Source organism: Acidipropionibacterium thoenii DSM 20276 (assembly GCF_000423445.1).
Classification (GTDB): Bacteria; Actinomycetota; Actinomycetes; order Propionibacteriales; family Propionibacteriaceae; genus Acidipropionibacterium; species Acidipropionibacterium thoenii.
In genome coordinates, this window is record NZ_AUHZ01000013.1 from 74,333 (window position 1) to 98,733 (window position 24,401).

The window sequence follows — 24,401 nt, forward strand, 5'->3', positions numbered from 1 at the left end:
CGACAGGCACGGTTCGGGATCTACAGGCACAGGGACATGACGACCCAGGCGAATGGTGCCGAGAGCAGCATCGAGTCGAGACGATCCATCACACCGCCGTGGCCGGGCAGGAAATTGGACATGTCCTTGATCCCGACGTCGCGCTTGATCATCGACTCGACAAGATCTCCGCAGGTACCGGCTACCGACAGTACCGCGCCGAGCACGATCCCCTCCCAGAACGGGGCCCCCAGCAGCCAGACAGCGCATCCGGCACCGACCAGCATCGCGGTGCCCACGGAACCGGCGGTCCCCTCCCAGCTCTTCTTCGGGCTGATCCTGGGAGCCATCGGGTGACGACCGAAGATGACGCCGATGGCGTACCCACCGGTGTCGGAGGCGATCACGCAGAGCAACCAGCTGATGATCCGCCGACTGCCCAGGGAGTCGGCCATCATCAGCGGGATGAAACAGCCCATCAGTGGCAGGTAGGCGATCGTGAACAGGCTGGCGGCGGCGTCCCGGACGAATCCCTCGGACCCGCCGGGCAGCCGCCACAGCAGACAGCCGGCGGTGGTCAGACCCAGACAGGCGATCAGGAAGGTGGAGGCATCGAAGGCCAGGTCGAGGCGGGCCACCGCATAGACGCCCAACACGTTGATCGCGGTACCGGCGATCAACGGCACCAGGGCGGAGTGCATCCCGATCCTGGCCATCGCCCGGTGCAGCTCCACCGCCCCGGCGGCCAGCGCCAGGGCCACGAAGATGACGAACCCCCAGTGCCACCACCCCACCGTGCCCACCACGACGACGATCAGCACCACGCCGGTGATGATCGCGGCGGGCAGGTCCCGGCCGGCTCGCGGGGTCCGGCCGACAGGCTGACTGGGTGTGGTGGTCACGATGGTGCGGTGGGAGCGCTCAGACCTCGAGCAGCTCGGACTCCTTGGCCTTGAGCATCGCGTCGATCTCGTCGACATGCTTCTTGGTCACCTGGTCGAGTTCCTTCTCGGCGCGGGTCAGGTCGTCCTCGGTGATCTCCTTGTCCTTCTCCTGCTTCTTCAGGACGTCGTTGGAGGATCGCCGGATACCGCGCACCGAGATGCGGCCGTCCTCGGCCTTGGCCTTGGCCATCTTGATGTACTCCTTGCGGCGGTCCTCGGTCAGCGCCGGCAGGACGCAGCGCACCACGTTGCCGTCGCTGGAGGGGTTGACGCCCAGATCCGAGTCGCGGACGGCCTTCTCGACGCCGTTGATGGAGGACTTGTCGTAGGGGGCGATGAGTACCGTTCGGGCCTCGGGGACCTGGAAGGTCGCCAACTGCTGCAACGGCGTCATCGAACCGTAGTAGTCGACCATGATGTGATTGAACATGGCCGGGTTGGCGCGTCCGGTACGGATCGCTGCGAACTCCTCACGGGCGTGGTCGACGGCGGCGGCCATCTTGACCCCGGCGTCCTTGATGATGTCTGAACTCACTGCTGATCCTTCGTCCGTGTGTCTGATGTCTAGCGGTGCACCGTGGTGCCGATCGGCTCCCTGGCAACCACCCTGGCGATGTTCCCGTGCTTCTCGAGATCGAAGAAGATCATCGTGAGGTCGTTGTCACGGGCCATCGCCACAGCGGTGGCGTCGGCCACCTTGAGATCTCGTGCCAGGAACTCATCGTAGGTCAGCTCATCGAACTTCTTGGCCTCGGGATGGGTCTGCGGGTCGCAGTCGTAGACGCCGTCGGTGCCCTGCTTGCCCATCAGCAGGGCGTCGGCACCGATCTCCAGGGCGCGCTGGGCGGCGACCGTGTCGGTGGAGAAGTAGGGCATTCCCGAGCCGGCGCCGAAGATCACCACCCGGCCCTTCTCGAGGTGCCGCTCGGCCTTGCGGGGGATGTAGGGCTCGGCGACCTGGCCCATCGCGATGGCGGTCTGGACGCGGGTGGCCACCCCCTCCTTCTCGCAGAAGTCCTGGAGGGCCAGACAGTTCATCACCGTCCCGAGCATCCCCATGTAGTCGGCACGGTCGCGGTCCATCCCGCGCTGCTGCAGCTCTGCGCCGCGGAAGAAGTTGCCTCCGCCGACCACGATGGCCACCTGGACGCCACTGTTGACGACCTCAGCGATCTCGCGGGCCTTGGCGGCGACGACATCGGGGTCGACACCGATCCCACCTCCTCCGAACACCTCGCCGGAAAGTTTGAGCAGGACCCGGTGGTAGGCAGTGGGCATCGTCTCTCCTGGTTCAGGCTGATCGGTCGCCTCAGCTTACCGAGTCCGCCGAGGCGTTGCAGACATGCCGAAGGCCCCGTCCGCGGACGGGGCCTTCGGGCGGGGCGTTCTCAGTCCCCTGCGGAGAACCTCACGAAGCGGGTCACGGTGACCCCGGCCTCGGTGAGGATCTTCTCGACGGTCTTCTTGTCATCGGAGACGGCGGCCTGTTCGAGCAGGCAGTTCTCCTTGTAGAAGCCGTTGAGACGGCCGTCGACGATCCGATCGATGATCTTCTCCGGCTTGCCCTCCTCCAGCGCGATGTCGCGGGCCACCGTGCGCTCGTGCTCGATGACCTCGGCGGGCACCTCACCACGGGTGAGCCAACGGGGGCTCATCGCAGCGATCTGCAGGCAGATGCCGTGAATCGTGGCGACGTCGTCGCCGGTGTACTCGACCATCACGCCGACCTGCGGGGGCAGGTCCTGGGAGCGACGGTGCAGGTAGACCTCGGCGGTGCCGCCGAAGTAGGCCGCGTCGGCCAGCTCGATCTTCTCGCCGATCTTGACGGCCAGCGCCGCCAGGGTCTCCGAGACGGTCTGGCCGTCGGGGAGCTCGACCGCACCGGCGGCGTCCTTCCCGTCCGCCTCGGCGTTCTCGACGGCCTGGGCGATCTGGTCGGCGGTGGCCATGAACTCGGCGTTCTTGGCCACGAAGTCGGTCTCGGAGCCGATGTGGACCAAGGCGTGGCCGGAGGCGGCGACCAGACCATTGCTGGCCTCGCGGTCGGACCGCTTGGCAGCCTTGGCAGCTCCGGCGACGCGCAGCAGGTCAACAGCCTTGTCGAAGTCGCCCTCGGCCTCGGTCAGTGCCTTCTTCGCGTCCATCATCCCGGCGCCGGTGGCGTCGCGGAGCTTCTTGACATCAGCAGCTTTGATTGCCATCTGTGATTGATTCCTGTCCTGGTGTGGGTGGACGAACGGCTCAGTTGTTCTCGGCGACGGGAGTCTCGGCGGCGGGAGTCTCGGCGACGGGCGCCTCAGCAGCGGGAGCCTCGGCAGCCGCCTCGACCTCGGTGGTGAGCTGCTCGGCCTGAGCGTCGGTCTTCTCGGCGGAGTCGGAGTCGCCGGCCTTCTCGGAGCCCTCGAGGAGCTCGCGCTCCCAGTCGGGCATCGGCTCGGAGGAGGTGGCCGCGTCGGTGGACTCCTTGCCCTTGGAGCGCTCCATCAGGCCCTCGGCGACAGCGTCGGCGATGATCCTGGTGAGCAGAGCGACCGAGCGGATCGCATCGTCATTGCCCGGGATGGCGTAGTCGACCTCATCGGGATCGCAGTTGGTGTCGAGGATGGCGACCACCGGGATGTGCAGCTTGCGCGCCTCGTCGACGGCCAGGTGCTCCTTCTTGGTGTCGACGATCCAGACCGCCTGAGGGGTCTTGGGCATGTCGCGGATGCCGCCCAGATCCTTGGCCAGCTTCTCCTTCTCACGGGAGCGCATCAGCAGCTCCTTCTTCGTGTAGCCGGAGCCGGCCACGGTGTCGAGGTCTGCCGCCTCGAGCTCCTTGAGGCGGGCGATCCGCTTGGAGATGGTCTGGAAGTTGGTGAGCATGCCACCGAGCCAGCGCTGGTTGACGAAGGGCATGTCGACGCGGGCGGCCTGGTCGGCGATCGCCTCCTGGGCCTGCTTCTTGGTACCCACGAAGAGGACCTGGCCGCCATTGGCGACGGTCTTTTTGACGAAGGCGTAGGCCTTGTCGATGTAGCCCAGCGACTTGTGCAGGTCGATGATGTAGATGCCGTTGCGCTCGGTGAAGATGAAACGCTTCATCTTCGGGTTCCAACGGCGGGTCTGGTGTCCGAAGTGGACACCGCTCTCGAGGAGCTGACGGGTGGTGACGACGGCCATCTGGCTCGTCCTTTCATCAGGGCGCGCGACAGCGCGCCTACGGTTGTCCGGTGACGAGTCTCGTCACCGCCTGATGCGTCGCCGGGAGCTTCCCGCCTCAGCAGGACCGTACCTCCGGCCTCCCCCGGGGGGAGACGAACGCATGCGAAGTCAGCCCGGGACGGCCCGGACTGCCCGGCAAGTGTATGTCGGACGCCCGAGAGTTGTCCACAGCCCGCCCCGGGTCGCGGCCGGCCCTGAGGAGTTGTCCACAGATCTGGCCGCAAGCGGCAGATCCGGGCCTGCGCCACGAGAAGTTCAGTATGAAGGACTTCTTCGCCACCTCGGCGCGCCAGTGGGCGCTCACCATCATCTGTGCCCTGCTGGCCACCCCGCTGGCCATGCTGCTCACCGCCACCAGCTCTGCGCTGGCCCCCGCCAGCGCCGCCGGGCCACCGGTCGCCTCCCCACCTGTCGACGGCCGGGTGCTCAAGGGCTTCGACCCGCCTGCCCAGCCCTGGGGAGTGGGCCACCGCGGGGTGGATCTGGCCGCTGAGGTGGGCGATCCGGTGCGCACCGTCACTCCCGGGGTGGTGACAGTGGCAGGGCCGGTCGCCGGTACCGGCGTGGTGGTGGTCCAGATGGCCGACGGCCGGCGGACCACTCACCAACCGGTCACCGCCCGGGTCGAGGTGGGCCAGGCGGTGGCGGCCGGCCAGATCATCGCGACGGTGGCGGCCGGGAACCACTGTTCGCGCAGCTGTCTGCACTGGGGGCTGATCAATGGCAGGGACTACCAGGACCCGATGTCCCTGCTCTCCGGTGGCGGCGGGGCCCCGGTGCGCCTCTATCCGGCCGGTCACCGCCCCAGGCTGCTGCCGGCGATCCCCGCCGCCGACGACATCGGTCTGCCGATGGCCACCGGGGCGGGCCAGCCGGGCACCCTCAGCAGGCCGGTGGACGGCCCGGTCTCCTCGCTGTTCGGGATGCGGCGCCATCCGGTCACCGGGGTGTGGAAGCTGCATGACGGGGTGGACCTCGCCTCCCCCTGTGGTACCCCGATTCGGGCAGCTGCCACCGGCCGGGTGGTGTTCTCCGGGTACCAGCCGGCCTGGGGTTACCGGGTGGTCGTCGACCACGGGGTGCTCGCCGGGGTCCGGGTGAGGACCACCTACAACCATCTGTCGGGCCCCGGTGCGGCCACCGGCTCGGTGGTGCTGCGCGGCCAACCGGTCGGACGGGTCGGCAGCACCGGGTACTCCACCGGCTGTCATCTGCACCTGGGGATGGAGCGCGACGGCCGGATGGTCGACCCGTTGCGCCATCTCTCCTAGGCCGCCCCCGGCTGCTATGCGCGCGGGTGGGCCTGATTGAAGGCCGATCGGAGCCTCTCGGTGGAGACGTGGGTGTAGATCTGGGTGGTGGCCAGGGACTCGTGGCCGAGGATCTCCTGGACGGTGCGCAGATCCGCGCCGCCCTCCAGCAGATGGGTGGCCATCGCATGGCGCAGACCGTGGGGGCCCAGATCGGGAGCGTCGGGATCGGCCCGCAGGTGCTGGTGGACCACCCGCCGGACCACCCGTTGGTCGATCCTGGCCCCGCGGGTGCCCAGGAAGACCGCCTGTCCCGAGGAGGGCCTGAGCCACTCACCGCGTCGCGACAGCCACGTCTCCAGCGCCGCCCAGCCGGGATCGCCCAGCGGCACGGTGCGTTCCTTGGACCCCTTGCCGAGCACTCGCAGGGTGGCCCTGTCCCGATCCAGCGACCCCAGATCGAGCCCGCACAACTCCGCCACCCGGATCCCGGAGCCGTAGAGCACCTCGAGGATCGCGGCGTCGCGGGCCCCCTGCACCGAGCCGTCGGCTCTGGCGGAGGCGACGGCGTCGTCCAAGATCCGGCGGGCCTGTTCGACGCCTAGGGTCTGGGGAAGCCGCCTGGGCACCTTGGCGGCCTTCAGCCGGGCCGCCGGATCGGTGCTGATCAGCCCCTCGGCCCGGGCCCACCGGAAGAACACCCGGGCGCTGGCCCAGTGCCTCTGGAGGGTGGCCGATGCCTCGCCCGCGCTGCGTCCGGCCGCCAGCCAGGCCCGCAGATCGGCGACCTGGAGATCGGCCAACCGGGTGACGCCGTTGCCGCAGGCATCCTCCAACAGCTCGGCCAGGTCGGTGCGGTATCCGGCGATGGTGTGCTCCGAGCGGTGCAGGTCGACCCTCAGGTGGTCGCAGAAGTCCTCCAGGGGGACGGCGAGGGCGGCTGGAAGAGTCATCTGTTCCACTGTGACACCGCCGAGCGGCTTGGTGGAAGCAGACACCCGGCTGAGGGCCAGGACGTAGCCTGCCGCCATGACCATCCTGCGCACCCCTGTCCTGGCCAGCGGCTACCGCACCCCTGCCGGTCCCGGCGGTCTCACCAGCTGGCTGGTGTCGGCCGACGGTCCCGGGCCGCAGGCCGCCCTCAGTGCCGAGCAGACCGGCCGACTGAGGCTGGGAGACCCCTCCTGGATCGTGCCGGTGGGTGATCTGCTGGCGGTGATCGGGGAGCGGGACTCGCAGTTGTGGCTGGTACGGGCCCGCGACCTCACCGTGGCCGGCCGGCTCGACCTGGCCGGCGGGGTGCCCTGTCATGGCGCCATCGACCCGACCGGCCGGCTGCTGGCGGTGGCCCACTACGGATCCGGCGAGGTCTCGGTCATCGACCTCGACCGGTGGGGTCGCGGCCCCCAGCAGGTCGCCCGTGTCCAGTTCACCGGTCGCGGCCCGGTGGCCTCCCGTCAGGACGGCCCGCACGCCCACCAAGTGACCTGGCTGGACCGCGGCCACCTGGCCGTCACCGACCTGGGGACCGACCAGATCCAGATCCTCAAACTCAGCGCCGCCGGGCTGACCCGGATCGGCGCGATCCCCACCCCGGCCGGTTTCGGCCCCAGGCATCTGGTGCTGTCGGCCCACGGTCCCCGGCAGATCCTCACCGTCGCAGGTGAGCTGTCGGGCACCCTCCTCAGCTGGACCAGGTCCGCCGGCCAGGAGGTCTGGGCCAAGGACTGGCACCCCCATGAGCCGGTGCCGGCCTCCCGGCAGGGCCGCAGCCAGCCCTCCGGCCTGGTGCCGGGGCCAGATGGCACCCTGCTGGTGGCCAACCGGCAGGTCGGCACCGTCTCGGTGCTCACCGGACTGGACACCCTCACCAGCTGGTCGGGCACCCTGACGGTCGCTGAGGAGTTCGACTGCGGAGGGGCCAACCCGCGTGATCTCACCGTCGATGCCGACCGGGTCTGGGTCGCCCAGCAGGACTCCGGCGAGGTGCTGTGCTACACCCGGGGGGCCGACGGCTGGGCGCCCCGGCTGGCCCTGTCCCTCGCCGGGGCCAACCACGTCCTGGTCGGGGCCACGCTGTGATCCGCCACGAAGTGGCACAATCGGGCCGGCAGATCGCCCGAGACAGCTGAGGAGTTTTCATGCGCGAGCACACCCCGACCGACGATCCCCGCTGGGAGGAGCTGTTCACCGGCGGGAGCACGCGACGGGTGACCCGCTGGAGCGAGCCGGTGCTGCACGAGAGGACCCGGCCGGTCACCACCTTCGACGAGGATCTCCACCAGCTGATCCGTGACATGTATGTCACCAACCGGGCCGCCGACGGGGTCGGTCTGGCGGCCACCCAGGTGGGGCTGGACCTGGCGCTGTTCATCTACGAGTGCCCCGACGACGACGGCGTGGTCCACAAGGGTGCAGTCTGCAATCCAGTGGTCACGCTGCCCACCGGCAAGCAGCGCAATCTCGTCTCGGTCGACGAGGGCTGCCTGTCGTGGCCAGGTGGTTTCCAGCCGCTGGCCCGCCCGGACCTGGCCACCTGCACCGGCCAGGACCCCTGGGGCAATGACCTCGAGGTCACCGGCACCGGCTATTTCGCCCGCTGCCTCCAGCACGAGACCGATCACTGCAACGGCATCGTCTTCGGGGACCGGCTCTCCAAGCGCGCCCGGCGCAAGCTCGACGAGCAGCACGAGGAGCTGGATCACCTCTACCCCGCCGACTGGCCGCTGTCCCCCAAGCTGTGAGGGGCGGCGCCCAGGGCATAACACGCCACTGCGGCGGCGGCCGCCACGTTGAGCGAGTCCACCCCGTGGGCCATCGGGATCCGCACCACCACGTCGGCCTGGGATATCCAGTGCGATGACAGCCCGGCCCCCTCGGTGCCCATCAGCAGGGCCACCTTGCGGGGCCTGTCGGCCAGCTCGGCGGCGAACTCATCGATGCTCACCGAGTCCTCGGACAGGGCCATCGCCGCCACCGTGAAGCCGTGCTCCTTGAGGGACTCCAGGCCCTGCGCCCAGTCGCTCAGCCGGGCCCAGGGCAGCGCGAAGACGGTGCCCATCGAGGTCTTGATGGCCCGCCGGTAGAGCGGGTCGGCGGCTCTGGGGGCCAGCAGCACGCCGTCCCAGCCGAGCCCGGCGGCGCACCGGATGATGGCCCCCACATTGGTGTGGTCGACGATGTCCTCGCAGACCACCAGCCGGTCGGCGGCCATCAGATCGGCCTGGGTCCAGCGCGTCTGCCTCTCCATCGAGGCCAGCGCGCCGCGGTGCACGTGGAAACCTGTGACCTGCTCGGCGAGCGCCTCACTGACGACGTAGACCGGCACGTCGACAGCATCCAGCAGGTCTTTCAACCCCTCGATCCAGCGCGGCGCCAGCAGGTAGGAGCGTGGCCGGTAGCCGGCCTCGGCGGCCCGCCGGATGATCTTGGCCCCCTCGGCGATGAACAGTCCCTCGGCGGCCTCCAGGGACTTGCGCAGGTTGACGTCGCGCAGGCTCAGGTAGTCGGCGAGCCGGGGATCGCTGGGGTCATCGATTGTCAGGAACTGAGCCACCCCGACAGCCTAGGGCTCCGCATCTAGGGTGTCGGGGTGAGGATCAACTGGTTCCTGGTCGGAATCGTCGCCGCCGCCGTCATCGCCAGCATCGTTCCGGCCCGCGGTGCCGCGGTGCCGGTGGTCGACTGGACCGTCACGGTCCTGGTCTTCCTGCTCTTCCTGCTCTACGGAGCCAGGCTGGAGCCGCGTGAGACCCTCCAGGGGCTGCAGCACTGGCGGCTGCACCTGACCATCCTGGCCTGCACCTTCGTGGTCTTCCCGCTGGTCGGCATCGCCCTGCGGGTGCTGACTCCCTGGGCCATCTCCCCGGTGCTGTACCTGGGGCTGCTCTGGCTGACCCTGGTGCCCTCCACGGTGCAGTCCTCGATCAACTTCACCTCGATCGCCCACGGCAACGTCCCCGGGGCGATCGTCTCGGCGACCACCTCCAACCTGGTGGGCACCTTCATCACCCCGGTGCTGGCCTTCCTGTTGGTCTCCTCGGGCTCGGGGATCACCATCTCGGCCTCGTCGATCCTCGACGTGCTGCTGCAGATCCTGCTGCCCTTCATCCTGGGTCAGCTGTCACGGCCGTTGACCGCCCGACTGGTCACCGAGCACGGCAGGCCGTTGAAGTTCGTCGACAACGGCGTCATCCTCGCGGTGGTCTACTCGGCCTTCTCATCGGGCGTCCGCGAACACATCTGGTCGATGACCAGCACTGCCCAGCTGGGAGTGACGATCCTCATCTGCCTGCTCCTGCTGGCCCTCATGCTGTGGCTCAGCTGGGCGCTGGGCGGCTGGCTGAGGTTCAACCGTCCGGACCGGATCGCCATTCAGTTCTGCGGCACCAAGAAGTCCCTGGCCACCGGCCTGCCAATGGCCGCCGTGCTGTTCACCGGACAGCCGGTGGGGCTCATCGTCCTTCCGCTGATGATCTTCCACATGTGCCAGCTGATCGCCTGCGGATGGATCGCGGGACGATACCGCCGGGAGTGGGAGGCCGACCAGCTCAGCTCCGGCCATCCTGCGGGTTGAAGGGCTGATCGGATCCGGGCTGCTGCGGGCCGGTGGGGGGCGGGTTGTCGCTGGGCCGGTCGGGGCTGGCCGGGTTCCCCCAGCCTGTCTGGTAGACGCCGCCCATCGGCCCCTGAGCCTGCTGCTCGGCGGTGATCCGGCTGGCCACCGAGGGCGTCGGCCTGGTCTTGGCGGAGCCTCCCAGGGCCGGATTCTCCAGCTTGGCAGCCTCCTCGATCGCCTGCTGGACGGTGGCATCGGACTGGGCCTTCTCGTCCTCCTTCTGCTGGGCGATCTCGGCCATCACATCCACCTTCTTCGGCTGCTCGAAGGAGGACGGATCGGCGGAGTGGTAGGCCGGCTTGCGGTTGTCGCCGTCACCGACCATCTGCCCCAGACCGCGCAATGCGTCGTTGAGCTCCGAGGGGACGATCCATACCTTGTTGGCGTCACCGCGGGCCAGCGTGGGCAGCATCTGCATGTACTGGTAGGCCAGCAGCCCCTGGTCGGGCTGGCCGGCGTGAATCGCGTTGAAGACCGTGGTGATGGCCTGCGCCTCGCCCTCGGAGCGCAGCATCTGGGCCTGCCGATCGGCCTGGGCCCTCAGCACCGCGGCCTCCCGGTCGCCCTGGGCCCTCAGGATCGCCGACTCCCGGTCGCCCCCGGCGGCCAGGATCTGGGACTGACGCTGGCCCTCGGCCAGCAGGATGGAGGCCCGCTTGTCGCGTTCGGCACGGGCACCCTTCTCCATCGCATCGCGGATGGTGGGCGGCGGCTCGATGGCTCGCAGCTCGACACGATTGACCTTGATGCCCCACTTACCGGTGGCCTCGTCGAGCACCGAGCGCAGCTTCTGATTGATCTCCTCGCGGGAGGTCAGTGCCGCCTCCATGTCCATCCCACCGATGATGTTGCGCAAGGTGGTCATGGTGAGCTGCTCGATGGCGGTGCGGTAGGACTGGGCCTCGTAGGCGGCCCGCTCGGGATCGACGATCTGGAAGTAGATCACCGAGTCGATGTTGACCATCAGGTTGTCCTCGGTGATGACCCCCTGAGGTGGGAAGGGCTGGACCTGCTCGCGCATGTCCAGGTTGTACTGGACCCTGTCGATGATGGGCACGACCAGGTGCGGGCCGGGGTTCAGGCGCCGGTGGAACTTGCCGAGCCGCTCCACCAGTCCGATCTTCTGCTGGTGAATGATCTTGATCGCAGATGCCAGGGTGACCACCACCAGCACCACAATGATGAGAGCAACAATGATTTCGGGCATCAGTTCTCCTCAGAGAGTGTTGCGGGTACGGCTTCCATCCTGCCATCCGCCCCCAGCCCGGGGTCGCAGATCGACCTTCAGCGGCCGGCTCCGCCCGACCAGCCCAGGCCCTGGCTGGCCGGATAGACCACCAGGGTGGTCGAGTCGACCTGGTAGACCTCGATCGACTCGCCGGCCTCGATGGTGACGCCGGGGGTCATCGTCCGGGCCTCCCAGACCTCTCCGCGCACCTTCACCTCGCCGCCGTCACTGGTGACCTCCTGGGTGGCGGTGCCCTCGGACCCGACCAGTTGATCGAGCAGGGAGCGATAGCCGGGAGCGTCCCGCACCTTCTTGAGCAGGGTGGGTCGCAGCACCGTGAGCATCACCCCGGCCACCGCGACGGCCACCAGCACCTGGATCAACCAGGCGCCCGGCAGGATCGCTGCGGTGATGCCACCGGCCAGCGCCCCGGAGGCCAGCATCAGCAGGGTGAACTCCAGGGTCAGCATCTCGGCGCAGGCCAGCACTGCCGAGGCCGCCAGCCAGCCGACCCAGCTGTGCTCGGTGACCCACTTCCAGAACTCGCCCATCGCCGACTCACCTCCTTGCAGCCACGGCACTCCATCGGCCGTTACGGGTAGTGACTTCCAAGGGTAGTCCGAAGGCCCGCGAGAGGGTCTGCGATGTGAGCACCTGCTCGATCGGCCCGCTGGCCAGCGGATGGCCGTGGTCCAGCACCAAGGCATGGCTGATCCCCGGCGGGATCTCCTCCAACCGGTGGGTGACCAGCACCACGGCCGGCGCATCGGGGTCAGCGCAGATCTGCGACATGATGGCGATCAGCTGCTCCCGTCCGGCCAGATCGAGACCCGCGGTCGGCTCGTCCATCAGCAGCAGTTCAGGGTCGGTCATCAGGGCCCGGGCGATCTCGACCCGCTTGCGCTCTCCCTCGCTGAGGGTGCCATAGCTGCGATCGGTCAGCCCGGACAGCCCCATCTGCTCGATCAGGTCGTCGGCCCGTGCCAGGTCCATCGGGTCGTAGGACTCGTTCCAGCGCCCCACCACCGCCCAGGCGGCCGACACGATGATGTCGCGGACCTTCTCATGAGGGGGGATGCGGTGGGCCAGGGCCGAGGAGCAGACGCCGATCCGCGGCCTCAGCTCGAAGACGTCGACGGCTCCGATGATCTCGTCGAGGATCTCCACCAGACCCGTGGTGGGGTGCAGCTGGGCGGCCAGGATCTGCATCAGGGTGGTCTTGCCGGCACCATTGGGGCCGACCAGCACCCAGCGCTGCCCCTCCTCGATCCGCCAGTCGACGTTCTCGAGGATCTGGGTGGTGCCCCGTCGCACTCCGACCCCAGCCAACTCCACCACTGCGCTCATGACCCCGAACCTATCAACTGGTCGGCGGCACGGCGGGCCCACTGCTCAGCCTCCGCCAGGCTCTCCAGGGTGAGCTCACCGGGCGGCTGGTGGGCGTCGACCACCCGCCTGATGGTCTCCACGATCCCCAGGAATCCCAGCCTGCCGGCGTGAAAGGCCTCCACCGCCTGCTCATTGGCCGCATTGAAGACTGCCGGATAGGTCGACCCGGCGGTGCCGACCTGACGGGCCAGCGCCACCGCCGGGAAGACCGTCTCGTCGAGCGGTTCGAAGGTCCAGCTGGAGGCCTGCGACCAGTCGAAGGGGATGCCCACCCCCGGCACCCGGTCGGGCCAGCCCAGACCCAGCGAGATGGGCAGCCGCATGTCGGGCGGGCTGGCCTGGGCGATGGTGGAGCCGTCGATGAACTCGACCATCGAGTGGACCACCGACTGGGGGTGCACCACCACCTCGATGTGGTCGTAGTCGACGTCGAAGAGCAGATGGGCCTCGATGACCTCGAGGCCCTTGTTGACCAGGGTGGCCGAGTTCGTGGTGACCACCCGACCCATCCGCCAGGTGGGGTGGGCCAGCGCCTGGTCGGGCGTGACGCCGTCCAGCTCGGCCCGGCTCCATCCTCGGAAGGGGCCGCCCGATGCGGTGACGACCAGCCGTGCGACCTCGCCCGCGGTACCGCTTCGCAATACCTGGGCGATCGCCGAGTGCTCCGAGTCGACCGGCACCAACTGGCCGGGAGCGACGGCCCGTTTGACCAGTGCTCCGCCGACGATCAGCGACTCCTTGTTGGCCAGCGCCAGGGTCCGGCCGGCCTCCAGAGCCGCCAGGGTCGGCCCCAGCCCCACCGATCCGGTGATGCCGTTGAGCACCAGGTCGGCATCGACGTCGCGGACCAGCTGGCAGGACTCGGAGGCCCCCAGACCGGTGTGCTCGACGCCGAACTCGGCCGCCTGGGCGGCCATCATGGCGGCGTTGTGGCCAGCACTCAGGCCGACCACCCGGAACCTGTCGGGGTGGGCCCGGATGACATCCAGCGCTTGGGTGCCGATGGATCCGGTGGAACCCAGCAGGATGACTCGTCGCATGGCGACAACCGTATCCTTCAGAGTGTGCGAGAGACCTGCCTGAAGCTGAGCGGCCTGCTCAACGACCTGTCCGCCGGGCGGATCAGTGCGCCGAGCGCCGAGGACCGACTCGGTCCGATGCACCAGGTCCACGACCCTGACGGCGTCCTGCAGATGCCCGAGCAGGATCCGCTGGCCTCGGTGCCGGTGCGGATGGCGCTGACCCGGATCGCCCACTGGCCGCACGCCTCCGAGGCCCTCTGGTCGCCGGTGCTGGCCGCTCCGGGCAGACTCGCCGGGCTGCGCGGTCCCGGCGAGCTCAACGAGGCCGTGCTGGAGGCCGGGGCCGCGGTGATCTGCCACAGCTCGGTGCCCGGCGGGATCCCGGCCGGGCTGTGCTGGGTCCCCCAGCCGGTCGGCCCGGCCATCCAGTGGCGGATCGTCGCCGGGAACCCCCCGCTGCCCCCTCCCACCCCGGCCGAGGCGGGCCCCGCGCTGCACCAGATGATGGCCGAGGTGTCGGCGGCGCTGGGAGGCCTCAACGCGATCTCCAGTCGGCGTCCCGAGCCGGTCTCTCCGCGGCTCGGCAGGGGACATCGGCACCACGACCAGGTCCTGCTGGATCTGGCCTGGACGGTGTTGGAGGCCAGCGAGACCGGGCTGGCGGCGTCCCCCATGCTCACCTCCCACGGCTCGCAGATCCGCGAGGACGCGCTGCGCCGGCTGAGGGCCAGCGCGCAGGACGCGGTCACTGCGGCGGCCGCCTGGCCTCGCTAGAATTCCCGGTGTCACAGAAGTCCCCACCTGAGCCGAGGAACTTGATGACCACTCACGGACCCGCAGCCAGCTCCACCCGTATCGAGGCCGATCTGCTGGGTGAGGTGAGAATCGACAACCGGCAGTACTGGGGGATCAACACCGCACGGGCCCTGGAGAACTTCCCGATCACCAGCAAGAAGGTCGGGCACTACCACCAGTTCGTCGACGCGCTGTCCTACATCAAGCAGGCCGCCGCCACCGTCAATGCCGCCCAGGGGCTGATCCCTGCCGATGTGGCCGAGGCGATCAACGCCGCCTGCGCCCGGATCCGCACCCGCGAGTTCGACGACCAGTTCACCGTCGGGACCATCCAGGGCGGCGCCGGCACCTCGACGAATATGAACGCCAATGAGGTCATCGCCAATGTCGCCCTCGAGGAGCTCGGCCTGCCCAAGGGCAGCTACGAGGTCGTCGACCCCCACAATCATGTCAACTGCTGCCAGTCCACCAACGACGTCTACCCGTCGGCCATCAAGATCGCCCTGCTGTTCATGCTCGACGACCTCTCGGCGGCGCTGAGGCACACCGCCGATGCCTTCGCCGCCAAGGCCGAGCAGTTCGCCGACGTCCTGAAACTGGGGCGCACCCAGCTGCAGGACGCCGTGCCGATGACCCTGGGTCAGGAGTTCGGCACCTACGCGGTGATGATCCGCAATGACGACGCGGTACTGGCGGCTGCCCGCAAACTGCTCACCGAGCTCAACATCGGCGGGACCGCGATCGGCACGGGTATCAACACCCCGGCCGGCTACGCCCCGGCGATGATCACCGAACTCAACCGTCTCACCGGCCTGGAACTGAGCGACTCGGCCAATCTGGTGGAGGCCACCCAGGATGTCGGCGGGTTCGTGCAGCTGTCGGGGGTGATGAAGCGGATCGCCGTCAAGATCTCCAAGATCTGCAATGATCTGCGGCTGCTGTCGTCGGGCCCGCGGGCCGGGCTGGGAGAGATCAACCTGCCGGCGGTCCAGGCCGGCTCCAGCATCATGCCGGGCAAGGTCAACCCGGTCATCCCGGAGATGGTCAACCAGGTCGCATTCGAGATCGTCGGCCACGACGTCACCATCTCGATGGCCGCCGAGGCCGGACAGCTGCAGCTCAACGCCTTCGAGCCGATCATCGCCCATCTGCTGTTCGAGGAGATCCGTCACCTGCAGCGCGCCATGGTGGTCTTCACCGACCGCTGCATCACCGGGATCACCGCCAACGCGGAGACACTGCGCGAGGAGGTGTGGCGGTCGGTCTCGATCGTCACCGCGCTGTCCCCGGCGCTGGGCTATGCCACCGCCACCCGGGTGGCCCAGCAGGCGCTGGCCGAGAAGCGCACGGTCGGCGAGATCATCCTGGAGGAGCACCTGCTCGACAAGGATGCGCTCGCCTCCGCGCTGGCTCCAGAGCATCTCATCCACCCCTGGACGCCGCGCACCGCGCCCTTCCGCACCACCGCACGGACCCCCGATGAGGACCCGGCCTGAACCTCCTCGGTCGTTCTACCGTCAGTCGTTCTCCAGGGTCGACAGGTCTCCCTCGTCCTGGCCCAGGGCACGGGCTCTCAGCACCCGGCGCATGATCTTCCCCGACCGGGTCTTGGGCAGCTTGTCGACGAACTCGATGACATCGGGCTTGGCGATCGGCGAGAGGGTCTGGGAGACGTGCTGACGGATCTCGGCGGCCAGCTCGTTGGATCCCTGGTAACCGGTGTTGAGCACCACCAGGACGTGGATCGCGTTGCCCTTGACCTCGTGCGGCAGCCCGATCGCCGCGCACTCGGCGACGGCGGGGTGGGAGGTCACCGCGGCCTCCACCTCGGCGGTGCCGATCCGGTGACCCGAGACCTTGATGACGTCGTCGGTGCGGCCGATGATCCACACGTAGCCGTCCTCGTCGATCCTGGCCGAGTCCCCGGTGAGGTAGACCCCCGGGTACTTCGACCAGTAGGTCTCCACGTAGCGCTGCGGCTCCTTGAACAGGGTGCGCAGCATCGAGGGCCACGGGTTCTTCAGCACCAGGAAGCCGTCGCTGCCCGCCGGCACCTCATTGCCCTGCTCATCGAGCACGGCGACCGCCTGGCCGGGGATCGGCCGGCCCGCCGAGCCGGGCTTCTTGGGCATCGTCGGCAGGCTGGTCACCTGCATCGCACCGGTCTCGGTCTGCCACCAGTTGTCGATCACCGAGCAGCGGCCCTGCCCCACCACGTCGTGGAACCAGCGCCAGGCCTCCGGGTTGAGCGGTTCCCCGGCGCTCACCAGGATCCGGAGCGTGGAGATGTCGTGCTTGGTGACCCAGGCGTCCCCGAAGCGCATCAGGGTGCGGATCGCGGTGGGGGCGGTGAACATCCCGTTGATGCCGTAGTGCTCGACCAGCTGCCACCACACGTCGGGGTAGGGGTAGACCGGGCTGCCCTCCGCCATGAAGGCGGTGGCGCCACGGATCAGCGGTGCATAGATCACATAGGAGGTGCCGGTGATCCAGCCCGGGTCGGCGGTGCACCACCACCGGTCGGCCTCGTGGATGTCCAGACAGTTCTTCATCGTCGAGGACAGATGCACCTGGTATCCGCCATGGACGTGGACGGCGGCCTTCGGCTTGCCGGTGGATCCGGAGGTGTAGAGGATGAACAGCGGGTCCTCGGCATCGACCTGGACCGTCTCGCAGTGCCCCTGGGCGATCGGCAGCCGCGCCAGCTCGTGGTACCAGTGGTCCCGGGTCGGGTCCATCGATACCTCCGAACCGGTGTTGCGCACCACGATGACGTTCTCCACGGTCGGGGAGAACCGGACGGCGTCATCCACGATCTTCTTCATCGGGAACACCGAGCCGTTGATCCACGACCCGTCGACGGTGATGACGACCTTCGACTCGGAGTCGTCGATCCGGGCATTGAGGGCCTCCGAGGAGTACCCGGCGAAGACCACCGAGTGCACCGCGCCGATCTTGGCGGCGGCCAGCATCGCGAAGTAGATCTCGGGGATGCGCGGCAGGTAGATGGTGACGACGTCACCCTTCTGGACCCCCATCGAGAGCAGGATGTTGGCCATCTGCTCGACCTCGCGGTTGAGCGAGAAGTAGGAGAAGGTGCGCACCTTCGAGGTGTCCTCCCCCACCCAGATCAACGCCAACTTGTTGCGCCGGGCGGTCGTCAGATGCCGATCGATGGCATTGCTGACGATATTGGTCCTCGCCCCGGTGAACCACTTGTAGAACGGCGCCCCGGAGTCATCCAGGACCTTGTCCCAGGGCGCCGACCACTCGAGTTCGGCGGCCTCTCCCTCCCAGAAGGCCACCGGATCTGCGTCGGCGCGCTCCAGCAGGGCCTTCCAGTCCTGGACATTGGCCTGGTCCAGCACCTCCTGGGGAGGTTGGATCAGGGTGCTCTCGTCGGTCATTGGTCCTCCTTGATCAATCAACTGTTCTCGAGGGTGGACAGGTCGCCTTCGTCCTGTCCCAGGGCACGGGCCCGCAGCACCCGGCGCATGATCTTTCCGGACCGGGTCTTGGGCAGCTTCTCGGGGAAGTCGAAGCCATCGGGTTTGGCGATCGGCGAGAGGGTCTCGGCGACGTGGTTGCGCAGCTCCTCCTCCAGCTCCTTGGAGGGGGAGAAGCCGTTGGCCAGGATCACCGAGCAGTGGATGGAGTTCCCCTTGACGTCGTGGGGGAGCCCGATCACAGCGGCCTCCACCACCGCGGGATGGGAGACCAGCGCCGACTCCACCTCGGCGGTGCCCAGCCGGTGTCCCGAGACCTTGATGACGTCGTCGGTGCGCCCGATGATCCAGAAGTAGCCGTCCTCGTCCTGGCGGGCCGAGTCCCCGGTCAGGTACAGCCCCGGGTACTTCGCCCAGTAGGTCTGCCGGTAGCGTTCGGGATCCTTGAACAGGGTGCGCATCATCGCCGGCCAAGGATTCCTGAGCACCAGGAACCCCTCGGTACCCACCGGCACCTCGTCCCCCGCCTCGTCGACGACGGCGGCCTGCTGGCCGAACACCGGGCGGCCCGCCGAGCCGGGCTTCTGGTCCATGGTCGGCACCGTGGTGATCTGGAACATCCCGGTCTCGGTCTGCCACCAGGTGTCGATGATCGGGCAGCGGTCGCCGCCGACGACATGGTGGAACCAGCGCCAGGCCTCCGGGTTGATCGGCTCACCCACCGAACCCAGCAGCCTCAGGCTGGACAAATCGTGCTTGGTGACCCAGGCGTCCCCGAAGCGCATCAGGGTGCGGATCGCGGTGGGGGCGGTGTAGAAGCCGGTGACGCCGTAGTGCTCGATCAGCTGCCACCAGATGTCGGGATAGGGGTAGGTCGGGTTGCCCTCGGCCATCAGCACGGTGGCCCCGTTCAGCAGCGGCCCGTAGACCAGGTAGGAGTGCCCGGTGATCCAGCCCGGATCGGCGGTGCACCACCAGCGGTCCTCCTCCTTGATGTCGAAGGAGTATCTCAGCGTGGTGTAGGTGCCGACCTGGTAGCCGCCATGGGTGTGCAGGATGGCCTTCGGCTTGCCGGTGGATCCGGAGGTGTAGAGGATGAACAGCGGGTCCTCGGCATCGACCTGGACGGTCGGGCAGTGGCCCTTGGCGATCGGCAACCTGGCGAGCTCGTGGTACCAGTGGTCGCGCACCGAGTCCATCGTCACCGGCGTCTCGGTGTTGCGCACCACGATGACGTTCTCCACTGTCGGGGAGAACCTCACCGCTTCGTCGACGATCTTCTTGAGGGGGAAGACCTTCCCGTTGACCCAGGAGCCATCGGCGGTGATGACGACCTTCGACTCGGAGTCGTCGATCCGGGTGCTCAGCGCCTCGGAGGAGTATCCGGCGAAGATCACCGAGTGCACCGCCCCGATCTTGGCGGCGGCCAGCATCGCGAAGAAGATCTCCGGGATGCGCGGCAGGTAGATGGTGACGACGTCACCCTTCTCGACACCCATCGCCTTGAGGATGTTGGCCATCTGCTCGACCTCGCGGTTGAGCGAGAAGTAGGAGAAGGTCCGCACCTTCGAGGTGTCCTCCCCCACCCAGATCAACGCCAACTTGTTGCGCCGGGCGGTCGTCAGATGCCGATCGATGGCATTGCTGACGATATTGGTCCTCGCCCCGGTGAACCACTTGTAGAACGGCGCCTCCGAGTCATCCAGGACCTTGTCCCAGGGGTGGGACCACTGGAGTTCGGATGCCCGCTCGGCCCAGTAGCCCTGGGGGTCGGCGGCGGCCGCGGCCTCCACGGCCCGCCAGTCCTGGATCCAGGCATCATCGATGATGTTCTGAGGGGGTTCGTACACGTCCTGCTGGTCTGGCGTCATGGGTCCTCCTCGACCTCGACTGTCAGCATCGAGGAAACCACAACTGTGGCGGTCTGCTGCAGGGTTTGGCATAAGACGTTCGCCGACGGCGTGAACGACGTCCCGCTTGTCCGGACCCGGACACTGGAGACATGAGCCAGATCCAACGCCGTTCTCCGAAACTGCCCACCACCGCGAACCCGGCGGGGCGCTCCGCCGTCGTGATGGTGGGGGTGGTCGCGGCGATGTGGCTGATCGAACTGGTCGACGCCGCCAGCGGTGGGTCCCTCGACGCGCTGGGCATTCACGCCAGGACGGTCGAGGGGCTGTGGCAGATCTTCACCGCCCCCTGGCTGCACGTCGGGTTCGCCCATCTGATCAGCAACACGATCCCGCTGCTGGTGCTGGGCTGGCTGGTGCTGATGGATTCCACCCGCAGCTGGCTGGTCTCCGGTCTCATCATCACGGTGTGCTCGGGGCTGCTGGCCTGGCTCGCCTCACCGGCCGGTTCGGTGACCCTGGGGGCTTCCGGCATCGTCTTCGGCTGGCTGGCACTCCTGCTGGTCAAGGGCATCTTCACCCGCGACGCCGGGGACATCGTGCTGGCCGTCATCGTGCTGTTCATCTACGGCGGTGTGCTGTGGGGGGTGCTGCCGCGAGGCGGCGGGATCTCCTGGCAGGCCCACCTGGGTGGGGCGATCGGCGGGGTGCTGGCCGCCTGGTGGCTGACCCGGGCCGAACGGGCCCGCCGTGCCGAGCGCAGACGGGTGATACCTTCGCGGCTGTGAGCAGCCTGCCCTTCGTCTCCGACACCTTCGATCCGCACCGGTGGCGCCAGGTCGAGATCCCCGGTCCGGGGCTGACCGACATGACCTATCACCGGTTGGTCTCACCGCAGACCGGGGAGGATCTGCCGGTGGTGCGGATCGCCTTCGACCGGCCGGCGATCCGCAATGCCTTCCGCCCGCACACCGTCGACGAGTTGTACCGCAGCCTCGATGACGCCCGTTGCTCGGCCGATGTCGCGGCCATCATCCTCACCGGCAACGGCCCGGCGGCCGATAGCGGCTATGCCTTCTGCTCGGGAGGCGACCAGCGGATCCGTGGCGCGGCCGGCTACCAGTACGAGGACGGCGAGGCCGCCGGGGACGAGGACCTGTCCACCGATGCCCGCCATCAGCGGCTGGCCAAGGGGCGGCTGGGACGGTTGCACATCCTCGAGGTGCAGCGGCTGATGAGAGCCACCCCCAAGCCGATCATCGCCGCCATTCCGGGCTGGACGACCGGCGGCGGACACTCCCTGATGGTGGTCGCCGACCTCGCGGTGGCCAGCCTCGAGCACGCCCGCTTCAAGCAGGTCGACGCCAACGTCGGGTCCTTCGACGCCGGCTACGGCTCGGCCCTGCTGGCCCGCCAGATCGGCGACAAGCGGGCCCGCGAGATCTTCTTCCTGGCGCAGACCTACGACGCCGCCCAGGCCGAGCGCTGGGGGGTGGTCAACCGTGCGGTCCCGCACGACGAACTGGAGACCACCGCCATCGAGATGGGGTTGAGCGTCTCCCGCCGATCCCCGCAGGCGATCCGGATGCTCAAGTACGCCTTCAACATGGTCGACGACGGGATCGCCGGCCAGCAGGCCTTCGCCGGTGAGGCGACCCGGCTGGCCTACATGACCGAGGAGGCCCAGGAGGGTCGCGATGCCTTCCTGGAGCACCGAGCTCCCGACTGGTCCTCGTATCCCTACTACTACTGAGCCGCCTGGTGGCTTCTGCCACCAGATGCTGCGCAGATCACTCCGCAGACGGCGGTTCAGGCGGCTGCCGGTGCACGAACCCCCGTCTGCGGAGTGATGTGCGCAGTCTGTGCGAGGATCGCAACGTGAATCTGCTGTCGAATGCCCGGGTGGTCCGAGTCGAGCGGACCGACGACGACGTCTCCTGGCTGATGGAACGCCTGGCGGCCGCCCTGTCAGGTACCACCCGCTCGGTACTGGTACCGGTCGGCGGCCAGGAGATGCCCCCGGCGGTCGTCACGGACCTGGAGAAGCGGGCGGCCCGTGACCTGGAGGATGTCCGGATCATCGTGCGCACCTCCGGTTCGACCACCGGTCATGGCCGCCTGGTCGGGCTCTCGGCGGCACAGCTCACCGCCTCCATCAACGCCACCGACGACCGGATCGGGGGTCCTGGCACCTGGGTGCTGGCACTGCCTCCCCATCACATCGCGGGCCTGCAGGTGGTGGCCCGTTCGGTGCTGGCCGGCACCACACCGGTGGTGCTCACCGGTTCCTTCGACGCCGAGCAGCTGGCAGCCGGCATCGACCGGGCACTGGCCCGCGACCAGAACTCCCGGGTGCACCTCTCCCTGGTCCCCACCCAACTGGTCGACGCCCTCGCCAACGACCGGTGCCGCGAGGCCCTGGCCCGGTGCACCTCGGTGCTGGTCGGCGGCGCCGCCGCGGGCCCCGGTCTCATCTCACGGGCCCGGCAGGCCGGGATCGGGGTCCGGGTGACCTACGGCATGAGCGAGACCTGCGGTGGCTGCGTCTACGACGGGGTGCCGCTGGCGGGCATGCAGGTCCGGATCGACGAGGGTGTCGTGCATCTGGGCGGTCCGATGGTGATGAGCGGCTACCTCGACGCCGACCTGGGAATCGACGAGCGGGACGGCCTCCGCTGGCTGACGACCAGCGACCTGGGCCATCTGGACGCCGGCGAGCTCGTCATCGATGGCCGCGCCGATGATGTCATCATCTCCGGGGGCCTCAAGATCAACGCCGCGGAGGTCGCCCAGGCAGTCCGCGCCACCGGGATGGTGAGTCGGGCGGCGGTGCTCGGCCTGAGCGACGAGCGCTGGGGGGAGCTGGTGACCGCGGTCGTGGTCCCCTCGGCCAGCTGGACATCGGCCCGGGAGCTGCGCGAGGCGGTCGCCTCCCGACTGCCCAGGAGTCATGCACCGCGGATGGTGGTGACAGCCGAGGAGGTGCCCATGTTGGCGTCCGGGAAGGTCGACCGGATCAGGCTGCGGCAGTGGGCCGAGGCGGCCCGCGACGAGGGCCGGGCGTGGCGCCGGGACTGAGAACCTAGACTCTGCACTCGTGCCCGCTACCCAGACATCAGTGCTTCTCAGCACGGAGCTGCCCGACTCCCGGTTTCTCGCCGAGGCACCCGGCGCGGACTGGCTCTCGGCCGTCGCGCCGCTGCTGCCCGAGTCCGTCGAGCGGCCCTGGGTGTGGGTCTCCCCCCAGGCCGACGCGGCTCCGGCGGTACTCGGCTGGGGTGAGGCGGCACGGTTCAGTGCGAGCGGGCACCAAGGGGTCCAGCGAGCCTGGCAGGAGTTCAGCCGGTGGGCCCGACAGGCCGGTGCCGACCCGGTGGCCCTGGGGTCCTTCCCCTTCTCCCGCCGCCGGCCTGGCGACCTGGTGGTGCCCGCCGTCACCGTCCTGAGAAGGGCCCCCGGTCAACCGACCGAGGTGATCGCTGCACCCGGGACCGCCATGCCTGTTCCCTCACCGACCGCCCCGCCAGCCCCCCTCACCCTCACTGAGATCCCCCGGCCGGGAGCCGAGCCAGCCTGGCGTCAGGCCGTGCAGGCCGCCATCCGGAGCCTGACTCTGGACTCGCGGATCCAGAAGGTCGTGCTGGCCCGCGCGGTCGAGCTGGCGGCCTCCCGACCGGTGCGCCAGAGTGCGGTGGCCGCTGCTCTGGCCGCGCGATTCCCCGGCTGCTGGACCTATGCCCACGACGGGCTGGTGGGCGCGACCCCAGAGCTGCTGGTCGACCTGCGCAACGGCCGGTTCCGGTGCCGGGTGCTGGCAGGGACCCGCAAGCCGGCCTGGTCGGAGGAGTTGCTGAGCGATCCCAAGGAGCAGCGCGAGCACGAACTGGCGGTGGCATCGGTCACCTCGGCCCTGGCGGGCGACGGGATCGAGCCGAAGATCGACGGACCCTTCCTGCTGAAACTGCCGAATGTCACCCACCTGGCCACCGACATCACCGCCGCGGTGGGTCCCCGGACCAGCGCCGCCCGGATCGTCGACGATCTGCACCCCACAGCGGCGGTGTGCGGTACCCCGCGGGATGAGGCCTACCGGATCATCGGCCGGGTCGAGGACCTGGACCGCGGGCGGTTCTCCGGGCCGGTCGGCTGGATGTCGGCCGATGGCTCGGGCCAGTGGGGTATCGGTCTGCGCTGCGGCCAGTTCTCCCCGGGATCCCGGCGCGTCCGGGTGTTCGCCGGGGCAGGGATCATGCCCTCCTCGGATCCGGCCAAGGAGTGGCTGGAGACCGGCGCCAAGATGGAGGCCTTCCGCTCGGCTCTGGGTTAGATGTACTTCCCCGGGAGGTTGTGAACGGGTGAGGTAGCGAAGGCCTCCGGGCAGGATGTGGGTTACCACACTCACTCTCCTGACCACGGAGGTCTTCGTGACTCACGCTAACGCACCCTTGACACCGGAAGGGCGTCGTCGTCTTGCTGTTCTCGTCGTGGAACAGGGCTGGTCGTTGCGGCGGGCGGCGGAACGGTTCCAGTGCTCGCCCGCGACGGTGAAGCGGTGGGCCGACAGGTACCGGGCAGGGCTGCCGTTGATCGACCGTAGTTCGAGGCCCACCTCGTCACCGAACCGGCTTTCGCGTAAGACGGAGCATCGGATCGTCGCGTTGCGGTTCACTCGCCGG

23 protein-coding genes and 1 pseudogene are annotated in these 24,401 nt (G+C 68.7%); 11 read left to right on the forward strand and 13 right to left on the reverse strand.

Annotated features, from left to right (window positions below; all coding sequences use genetic code 11):
• Positions 1–20: 20 nt before the first annotated feature.
• The 5 genes from G554_RS0105960 to rpsB form a co-directional block, all read right to left on the reverse strand.
• Positions 21–881 carry a phosphatidate cytidylyltransferase gene (locus G554_RS0105960; RefSeq protein WP_245569967.1) on the reverse strand — a complete coding sequence of 287 codons (861 nt, stop codon included), beginning with the start codon at positions 879–881 and terminating at the stop codon, positions 21–23.
• A 19-nt stretch (positions 882–900) separates the two neighbouring features.
• Positions 901–1,422, reverse strand: a complete 522-nt coding sequence (gene frr, locus G554_RS0105965) for a ribosome recycling factor (protein WP_036924839.1) — start codon at positions 1,420–1,422, stop codon at positions 901–903.
• 65 nt (positions 1,423–1,487) lie between these two features.
• Positions 1,488–2,201 (reverse strand): UMP kinase, encoded by a 714-nt coding sequence (gene pyrH / locus G554_RS0105970; protein ID WP_027587199.1) that lies wholly within the window; start codon positions 2,199–2,201, stop codon positions 1,488–1,490.
• 110 nt (positions 2,202–2,311) lie between these two features.
• Positions 2,312–3,124, reverse strand: a complete 813-nt coding sequence (gene tsf, locus G554_RS0105975) for a translation elongation factor Ts (protein WP_027587200.1) — start codon at positions 3,122–3,124, stop codon at positions 2,312–2,314.
• Between the two features lie 40 nt (positions 3,125–3,164).
• Entirely contained in the window at positions 3,165–4,085 is a 921-nt protein-coding gene (rpsB, locus tag G554_RS0105980) for a 30S ribosomal protein S2 (RefSeq protein ID WP_027587201.1), read from the reverse strand.
• Between the two features lie 302 nt (positions 4,086–4,387).
• On the opposite strand from rpsB, the gene G554_RS17795 reads away from it, so the two are divergent.
• Positions 4,388–5,398 (forward strand): peptidoglycan DD-metalloendopeptidase family protein, encoded by a 1,011-nt coding sequence (locus G554_RS17795; protein ID WP_051232548.1) that lies wholly within the window; start codon positions 4,388–4,390, stop codon positions 5,396–5,398.
• A 14-nt stretch (positions 5,399–5,412) separates the two neighbouring features.
• Here the strand turns inward: G554_RS17795 and G554_RS0105995 are convergent, their stop codons facing one another.
• Positions 5,413–6,330, reverse strand: coding sequence for a tyrosine recombinase XerC (locus G554_RS0105995; RefSeq protein ID WP_027587202.1), 918 nt, complete (start codon positions 6,328–6,330; stop codon positions 5,413–5,415).
• 76 nt (positions 6,331–6,406) lie between these two features.
• On the opposite strand from G554_RS0105995, the gene G554_RS0106000 reads away from it, so the two are divergent.
• Together G554_RS0106000 and def are read left to right on the forward strand one after the other, a co-directional pair.
• Positions 6,407–7,459: a lactonase family protein gene (locus G554_RS0106000; RefSeq protein WP_051232550.1), complete on the forward strand. Its 1,053-nt coding sequence runs from the start codon at positions 6,407–6,409 to the stop codon at positions 7,457–7,459.
• A 59-nt stretch (positions 7,460–7,518) separates the two neighbouring features.
• Positions 7,519–8,121, forward strand: a complete 603-nt coding sequence (gene def, locus G554_RS0106005; RefSeq protein WP_027587204.1) for a peptide deformylase — start codon at positions 7,519–7,521, stop codon at positions 8,119–8,121.
• On the opposite strand, the gene G554_RS14990 is transcribed toward def, so the two are convergent.
• Positions 8,085–8,933 carry a TrmH family RNA methyltransferase gene (locus G554_RS14990; RefSeq protein WP_051232551.1) on the reverse strand — a complete coding sequence of 283 codons (849 nt, stop codon included), beginning with the start codon at positions 8,931–8,933 and terminating at the stop codon, positions 8,085–8,087. The genes def and G554_RS14990 overlap by 37 nt on opposite strands.
• Before the next feature lie 36 nt (positions 8,934–8,969).
• On the opposite strand from G554_RS14990, the gene G554_RS0106015 reads away from it, so the two are divergent.
• Positions 8,970–9,953, forward strand: a complete 984-nt coding sequence (locus tag G554_RS0106015) for a bile acid:sodium symporter family protein (RefSeq protein ID WP_027587205.1) — start codon at positions 8,970–8,972, stop codon at positions 9,951–9,953.
• 175 nt (positions 9,954–10,128) lie between these two features.
• Here the strand turns inward: G554_RS0106015 and G554_RS0106020 are convergent.
• From G554_RS0106020 to dxr, 4 genes and pseudogenes are all read right to left on the reverse strand, one after another.
• Positions 10,129–11,202, reverse strand: a pseudogene (locus G554_RS0106020) (SPFH domain-containing protein); the annotation flags it as partial.
• A gap of 77 nt (positions 11,203–11,279) precedes the next feature.
• A complete protein-coding gene (locus tag G554_RS0106025; RefSeq protein WP_027587207.1) occupies positions 11,280–11,774 on the reverse strand; it encodes an NfeD family protein in 495 nt (164 codons plus the stop codon).
• Between the two features lie 7 nt (positions 11,775–11,781).
• A complete protein-coding gene (locus tag G554_RS0106030; RefSeq protein ID WP_027587208.1) occupies positions 11,782–12,570 on the reverse strand; it encodes an ABC transporter ATP-binding protein in 789 nt (262 codons plus the stop codon).
• Positions 12,567–13,652: a 1-deoxy-D-xylulose-5-phosphate reductoisomerase gene (gene dxr, locus G554_RS0106035; protein WP_027587209.1), complete on the reverse strand. Its 1,086-nt coding sequence runs from the start codon at positions 13,650–13,652 to the stop codon at positions 12,567–12,569. Before dxr ends, G554_RS0106030 begins: the two co-directional genes overlap by 4 nt.
• Positions 13,653–13,676: 24 nt before the next feature.
• Here dxr and G554_RS0106040 point away from each other — a divergent pair, with 24 nt between their 5' ends.
• Complete coding sequence (locus G554_RS0106040; RefSeq protein WP_027587210.1) at positions 13,677–14,408, forward strand: hypothetical protein; 732 nt, start codon at positions 13,677–13,679, stop codon at positions 14,406–14,408.
• A gap of 44 nt (positions 14,409–14,452) precedes the next feature.
• A complete protein-coding gene (locus G554_RS14995) occupies positions 14,453–15,925 on the forward strand; it encodes an aspartate ammonia-lyase (RefSeq protein ID WP_051232552.1) in 1,473 nt (490 codons plus the stop codon).
• Between the two features lie 21 nt (positions 15,926–15,946).
• On the opposite strand, the gene acs (G554_RS0106050) is transcribed toward G554_RS14995, so the two are convergent.
• Both acs (G554_RS0106050) and acs (G554_RS0106055) read right to left on the reverse strand, forming a co-directional pair.
• A complete protein-coding gene (gene acs / locus G554_RS0106050; protein ID WP_027587211.1) occupies positions 15,947–17,836 on the reverse strand; it encodes an acetate--CoA ligase in 1,890 nt (629 codons plus the stop codon).
• 17 nt (positions 17,837–17,853) lie between these two features.
• The gene (gene acs, locus G554_RS0106055) at positions 17,854–19,746 is read right to left on the reverse strand and encodes an acetate--CoA ligase (RefSeq protein ID WP_027587212.1); all 1,893 of its coding nucleotides are present in this window, start codon (positions 19,744–19,746) and stop codon (positions 17,854–17,856) included.
• A gap of 203 nt (positions 19,747–19,949) precedes the next feature.
• Between acs (G554_RS0106055) and G554_RS15000 the strand changes: the two genes are divergently transcribed.
• The 5 genes from G554_RS15000 to G554_RS17160 form a co-directional block, all read left to right on the forward strand.
• Positions 19,950–20,513 carry a rhomboid family intramembrane serine protease gene (locus G554_RS15000; protein WP_051232556.1) on the forward strand — a complete coding sequence of 188 codons (564 nt, stop codon included), beginning with the start codon at positions 19,950–19,952 and terminating at the stop codon, positions 20,511–20,513.
• Complete coding sequence (locus G554_RS0106065; RefSeq protein WP_036924825.1) at positions 20,510–21,478, forward strand: 1,4-dihydroxy-2-naphthoyl-CoA synthase; 969 nt, start codon at positions 20,510–20,512, stop codon at positions 21,476–21,478. The genes G554_RS15000 and G554_RS0106065 overlap by 4 nt, the downstream gene beginning before the upstream one ends.
• Before the next feature lie 191 nt (positions 21,479–21,669).
• Complete coding sequence (locus G554_RS0106070; RefSeq protein WP_084648352.1) at positions 21,670–22,803, forward strand: AMP-binding protein; 1,134 nt, start codon at positions 21,670–21,672, stop codon at positions 22,801–22,803.
• Between the two features lie 40 nt (positions 22,804–22,843).
• Positions 22,844–24,052 (forward strand): isochorismate synthase, encoded by a 1,209-nt coding sequence (locus G554_RS0106075; protein ID WP_154654195.1) that lies wholly within the window; start codon positions 22,844–22,846, stop codon positions 24,050–24,052.
• Between the two features lie 97 nt (positions 24,053–24,149).
• Positions 24,150–24,401 (forward strand): helix-turn-helix domain-containing protein (locus G554_RS17160; RefSeq protein WP_154654196.1); only part of this gene is annotated, 252 nt, incomplete at its 3' end.

What these genes read in the sequence shown, in the direction of transcription:
- frr (WP_036924839.1), bottom strand. Translation starts at nt 1,422, where the DNA reads ATGGCCGCCGCCGTCGACCACGCCCGTGAGGAGTTCGCAGCGATCCGT.
- pyrH (WP_027587199.1), bottom strand. Translation starts at nt 2,201, where the DNA reads ATGCCCACTGCCTACCACCGGGTCCTGCTCAAACTTTCCGGCGAGGTG.
- tsf (WP_027587200.1), bottom strand. Translation starts at nt 3,124, where the DNA reads ATGGCAATCAAAGCTGCTGATGTCAAGAAGCTCCGCGACGCCACCGGC.
- rpsB (WP_027587201.1), bottom strand. Translation starts at nt 4,085, where the DNA reads ATGGCCGTCGTCACCACCCGTCAGCTCCTCGAGAGCGGTGTCCACTTC.
- G554_RS17795 (WP_051232548.1), top strand. Translation starts at nt 4,388, where the DNA reads ATGAAGGACTTCTTCGCCACCTCGGCGCGCCAGTGGGCGCTCACCATC.
- G554_RS0105995 (WP_027587202.1), bottom strand. Translation starts at nt 6,330, where the DNA reads ATGACTCTTCCAGCCGCCCTCGCCGTCCCCCTGGAGGACTTCTGCGAC.
- G554_RS0106000 (WP_051232550.1), top strand. Translation starts at nt 6,407, where the DNA reads ATGACCATCCTGCGCACCCCTGTCCTGGCCAGCGGCTACCGCACCCCT.
- def (WP_027587204.1), top strand. Translation starts at nt 7,519, where the DNA reads ATGCGCGAGCACACCCCGACCGACGATCCCCGCTGGGAGGAGCTGTTC.
- G554_RS0106025 (WP_027587207.1), bottom strand. Translation starts at nt 11,774, where the DNA reads ATGGGCGAGTTCTGGAAGTGGGTCACCGAGCACAGCTGGGTCGGCTGG.
- G554_RS0106030 (WP_027587208.1), bottom strand. Translation starts at nt 12,570, where the DNA reads ATGAGCGCAGTGGTGGAGTTGGCTGGGGTCGGAGTGCGACGGGGCACC.
- dxr (WP_027587209.1), bottom strand. Translation starts at nt 13,652, where the DNA reads ATGCGACGAGTCATCCTGCTGGGTTCCACCGGATCCATCGGCACCCAA.
- G554_RS14995 (WP_051232552.1), top strand. Translation starts at nt 14,453, where the DNA reads ATGACCACTCACGGACCCGCAGCCAGCTCCACCCGTATCGAGGCCGAT.
- acs (WP_027587211.1), bottom strand. Translation starts at nt 17,836, where the DNA reads ATGACCGACGAGAGCACCCTGATCCAACCTCCCCAGGAGGTGCTGGAC.
- acs (WP_027587212.1), bottom strand. Translation starts at nt 19,746, where the DNA reads ATGACGCCAGACCAGCAGGACGTGTACGAACCCCCTCAGAACATCATC.
- G554_RS15000 (WP_051232556.1), top strand. Translation starts at nt 19,950, where the DNA reads ATGGTGGGGGTGGTCGCGGCGATGTGGCTGATCGAACTGGTCGACGCC.
- G554_RS0106070 (WP_084648352.1), top strand. Translation starts at nt 21,670, where the DNA reads ATGGAACGCCTGGCGGCCGCCCTGTCAGGTACCACCCGCTCGGTACTG.